At 57.6% G+C, this 5,038-nt stretch carries 2 rRNA genes; both read left to right on the forward strand.

Annotated features, from left to right (window positions below):
• The first annotated feature begins 56 nt into the window (after positions 1-56).
• A 16S ribosomal RNA gene (locus ACIRA5_RS53535) occupies positions 57-1,582 on the forward strand.
• Positions 1,583-1,896: 314 nt separating this feature from the next.
• Positions 1,897-5,017: ribosomal RNA gene (locus ACIRA5_RS53540) — 23S ribosomal RNA — on the forward strand.
• The 16S and 23S rRNA genes sit together here, the layout of an rRNA operon.
• Positions 5,018-5,038 lie beyond the last annotated feature (21 nt).

Raw genomic sequence — 5,038 nt, forward strand, 5'->3', positions numbered from 1 at the left:
GATTATTCCTCTCCTTGGTTCCGCTCTCGTGGTGTCGTCCCGATTACGGGAAAACATTCACGGAGAGTTTGATCCTGGCTCAGGACGAACGCTGGCGGCGTGCTTAACACATGCAAGTCGAACGATGAAGCCCTTCGGGGTGGATTAGTGGCGAACGGGTGAGTAACACGTGGGCAATCTGCCCTTCACTCTGGGACAAGCCCTGGAAACGGGGTCTAATACCGGATAACACCTGCCCGGGCATCCGGGTGGGTTAAAAGCTCCGGCGGTGAAGGATGAGCCCGCGGCCTATCAGCTTGTTGGTGAGGTAGTGGCTCACCAAGGCGACGACGGGTAGCCGGCCTGAGAGGGCGACCGGCCACACTGGGACTGAGACACGGCCCAGACTCCTACGGGAGGCAGCAGTGGGGAATATTGCACAATGGGCGAAAGCCTGATGCAGCGACGCCGCGTGAGGGATGACGGCCTTCGGGTTGTAAACCTCTTTCAGCAGGGAAGAAGCGAAAGTGACGGTACCTGCAGAAGAAGCGCCGGCTAACTACGTGCCAGCAGCCGCGGTAATACGTAGGGCGCAAGCGTTGTCCGGAATTATTGGGCGTAAAGAGCTCGTAGGCGGCTTGTCACGTCGGGTGTGAAAGCCCGGGGCTTAACCCCGGGTCTGCATTCGATACGGGCTAGCTAGAGTGTGGTAGGGGAGATCGGAATTCCTGGTGTAGCGGTGAAATGCGCAGATATCAGGAGGAACACCGGTGGCGAAGGCGGATCTCTGGGCCATTACTGACGCTGAGGAGCGAAAGCGTGGGGAGCGAACAGGATTAGATACCCTGGTAGTCCACGCCGTAAACGGTGGGAACTAGGTGTTGGCGACATTCCACGTCGTCGGTGCCGCAGCTAACGCATTAAGTTCCCCGCCTGGGGAGTACGGCCGCAAGGCTAAAACTCAAAGGAATTGACGGGGGCCCGCACAAGCAGCGGAGCATGTGGCTTAATTCGACGCAACGCGAAGAACCTTACCAAGGCTTGACATACACCGGAAACGGCCAGAGATGGTCGCCCCCTTGTGGTCGGTGTACAGGTGGTGCATGGCTGTCGTCAGCTCGTGTCGTGAGATGTTGGGTTAAGTCCCGCAACGAGCGCAACCCTTGTTCTGTGTTGCCAGCATGCCCTTCGGGGTGATGGGGACTCACAGGAGACTGCCGGGGTCAACTCGGAGGAAGGTGGGGACGACGTCAAGTCATCATGCCCCTTATGTCTTGGGCTGCACACGTGCTACAATGGCAGGTACAATGAGCTGCGAAGCCGTGAGGCGGAGCGAATCTCAAAAAGCCTGTCTCAGTTCGGATTGGGGTCTGCAACTCGACCCCATGAAGTCGGAGTTGCTAGTAATCGCAGATCAGCATTGCTGCGGTGAATACGTTCCCGGGCCTTGTACACACCGCCCGTCACGTCACGAAAGTCGGTAACACCCGAAGCCGGTGGCCCAACCCCTTGTGGGAGGGAGCTGTCGAAGGTGGGACTGGCGATTGGGACGAAGTCGTAACAAGGTAGCCGTACCGGAAGGTGCGGCTGGATCACCTCCTTTCTAAGGAGCACTTCTTACCGATCCCTCCGGGGTGAGGTCAGAGGCCAGTACATCGGCGAATGTCTGATGCTGGTTGCTCATGGGTGGAACGTTGATTATTCGGCACACTTGACTGTCTTCTCCTTCCAGTACTGCTCTTCGGGGCGTGGAACGAATGAGGGAAGCGGCAAGGGTGCCGGGCACGCTGTTGGGTGTCTGAGGGTACGGCCGGTATGGCTGCCTTCAGTGCCGGCCCCGGTGAAACACCGCGTAAGTGGTGTGTGACGGGTGGTTGGTCGTTGTTTGAGAACTGCACAGTGGACGCGAGCATCTGTGGCCAAGTTTTTAAGGGCGCACGGTGGATGCCTTGGCACCAGGAACCGATGAAGGACGTGGGAGGCCACGATAGTCCCCGGGGAGTCGTCAACCAGGCTTTGATCCGGGGGTTTCCGAATGGGGAAACCCGGCAGTCGTCATGGGCTGTCACCCATACCTGAACACATAGGGTATGTGGAGGGAACGCGGGGAAGTGAAACATCTCAGTACCCGCAGGAAGAGAAAACAACCGTGATTCCGGGAGTAGTGGCGAGCGAAACTGGATGAGGCCAAACCATATGCGTGTGAGACCCGGCAGGGGTTGCGTATGTGGGGTTGTGGGATTTCTCTTTCACGGTCTGCCGGCCGTGAGACGAGTCAGAAACCGTTGATGTAGGCGAAGGACATGCGAAAGGTCCGGCGTAGAGGGTAAGACCCCCGTAGTCGAAACGTCAACGGCTCGTTTGAGAAACACCCAAGTAGCACGGGGCCCGAGAAATCCCGTGTGAATCTGGCGGGACCACCCGCTAAGCCTAAATATTCCCTGGTGACCGATAGCGGATAGTACCGTGAGGGAATGGTGAAAAGTACCGCGGGAGCGGAGTGAAATAGTACCTGAAACCGTGTGCCTACAAGCCGTGGGAGCGTCGGGCAAGCACTTGTGCTTGCCTCGTGACTGCGTGCCTTTTGAAGAATGAGCCTGCGAGTTTGCGGTGTGTTGCGAGGTTAACCCGTGTGGGGAAGCCGTAGCGAAAGCGAGTCCGAATAGGGCGTTTTAGTAGCGCGCTCAAGACCCGAAGCGGAGTGATCTAGCCATGGGCAGGTTGAAGCGGCTGTAAGAGGTCGTGGAGGACCGAACCCACCAGGGTTGAAAACCTGGGGGATGACCTGTGGTTAGGGGTGAAAGGCCAATCAAACTCCGTGATAGCTGGTTCTCCCCGAAATGCATTTAGGTGCAGCGTCGTGTGTTTCTTACCGGAGGTAGAGCACTGGATAGGCGATGGGCCCTACCGGGTTACTGACCTTAGCCAAACTCCGAATGCCGGTAAGTGAGAGCGCGGCAGTGAGACTGTGGGGGATAAGCTCCATGGTCGAGAGGGAAACAGCCCAGAGCATCGACTAAGGCCCCTAAGCGTACGCTAAGTGGGAAAGGATGTGGAGTCGCAGAGACAACCAGGAGGTTGGCTTAGAAGCAGCCACCCTTGAAAGAGTGCGTAATAGCTCACTGGTCTAGTGATTCCGCGCCGACAATGTAGCGGGGCTCAAGCGTACCGCCGAAGTCGTGTCATTGCAGCAATACGCCCAACGGCGGCTGTGATGGGTAGGGGAGCGTCGTGTGCCGGGTGAAGCCGCGCCGGAAGGCAGTGGTGGACGGTTCACGAGTGAGAATGCAGGCATGAGTAGCGATACACACGTGAGAAACGTGTGCGCCGATTGACTAAGGGTTCCTGGGTCAAGCTGATCTGCCCAGGGTAAGTCGGGACCTAAGGCGAGGCCGACAGGCGTAGTCGATGGATAACCGGTTGATATTCCGGTACCCGCTGTGAAGCGTCAAACATTGAACCAGGCGATGCTAAGTCCGTGAAGCCGCCCCGGAGCCTTCGGGCAAAGGGGAGTGGTGGAGCCGACGGACCAGACCTGCAGTAGGTGAGTGATGGGGTGACGCAGGAAGGTAGTCCATCCCGGGCGGTGGTTGTCCCGGGGTAAGGGTGTAGGCCGTGTGATAGGTAAATCCGTCGCACATCAAGGCTGAGACCTGATGCCGAGCCGATTGTGGTGAAGTGGATGATCCTATGCTGTCGAGAAAAGCCTCTAGCGAGTTTCATGGCGGCCCGTACCCTAAACCGACTCAGGTGGTCAGGTAGAGAATACCGAGGCGTTCGGGTGAACTATGGTTAAGGAACTCGGCAAAATGCCCCCGTAACTTCGGGAGAAGGGGGGCCATCACCGGTGATCGGATTTACTCCGTGAGCTGGGGGTGGCCGCAGAGACCAGCGAGAAGCGACTGTTTACTAAAAACACAGGTCCGTGCGAAGCCGTAAGGCGATGTATACGGACTGACGCCTGCCCGGTGCTGGAACGTTAAGGGGACCGGTTAGTCACTCTTCGGGGTGGCGAAGCTGAGAACTTAAGCGCCAGTAAACGGCGGTGGTAACTATAACCATCCTAAGGTAGCGAAATTCCTTGTCGGGTAAGTTCCGACCTGCACGAATGGCGTAACGACTTCTCGACTGTCTCAACCATAGGCCCGGTGAAATTGCACTACGAGTAAAGATGCTCGTTTCGCGCAGCAGGACGGAAAGACCCCGGGACCTTTACTACAGTTTGATATTGGTGTTCGGTTCGGCTTGTGTAGGATAGGTGGGAGACTGTGAACTTCGAGCGCCAGCTCGGGGGGAGTCGTCGTTGAAATACCACTCTGGTCGTGCTGGATGTCTAACCTGGGTCCGTGATCCGGATCAGGGACAGTGTCTGATGGGTAGTTTAACTGGGGCGGTTGCCTCCTAAAGAGTAACGGAGGCGCCCAAAGGTTCCCTCAGCCTGGTTGGTAATCAGGTGTTGAGTGTAAGTGCACAAGGGAGCTTGACTGTGAGACCGACGGGTCGAGCAGGGACGAAAGTCGGGACTAGTGATCCGGCGGTGGCTTGTGGAAGCGCCGTCGCTCAACGGATAAAAGGTACCCCGGGGATAACAGGCTGATCTTCCCCAAGAGTCCATATCGACGGGATGGTTTGGCACCTCGATGTCGGCTCGTCGCATCCTGGGGCTGGAGTCGGTCCCAAGGGTTGGGCTGTTCGCCCATTAAAGCGGTACGCGAGCTGGGTTTAGAACGTCGTGAGACAGTTCGGTCCCTATCCGCTGTGCGCGTAGGAATATTGAGAAGGGCTGTCCCTAGTACGAGAGGACCGGGACGGACGAACCTCTGGTGTGCCAGTTGTCCTGCCAAGGGCATGGCTGGTTGGCTACGTTCGGGAGGGATAACCGCTGAAAGCATCTAAGCGGGAAGCCTGCTTCGAGATGAGTATTCCCACCCCCTTGAGGGGTTAAGGCTCCCAGTAGACGACTGGGTTGATAGGCCGGATCTGGAAGGCGGGTAACCGCTGGAGGTGACCGGTACTAATAGGCCGAGGGCTTGTCCTCAGTTGCTCGCGTCCACTGTGT

Source organism: Streptomyces sp. NPDC096311, from assembly GCF_044763085.1.
Taxonomy (GTDB): Bacteria; Actinomycetota; Actinomycetes; order Streptomycetales; family Streptomycetaceae; genus Streptomyces.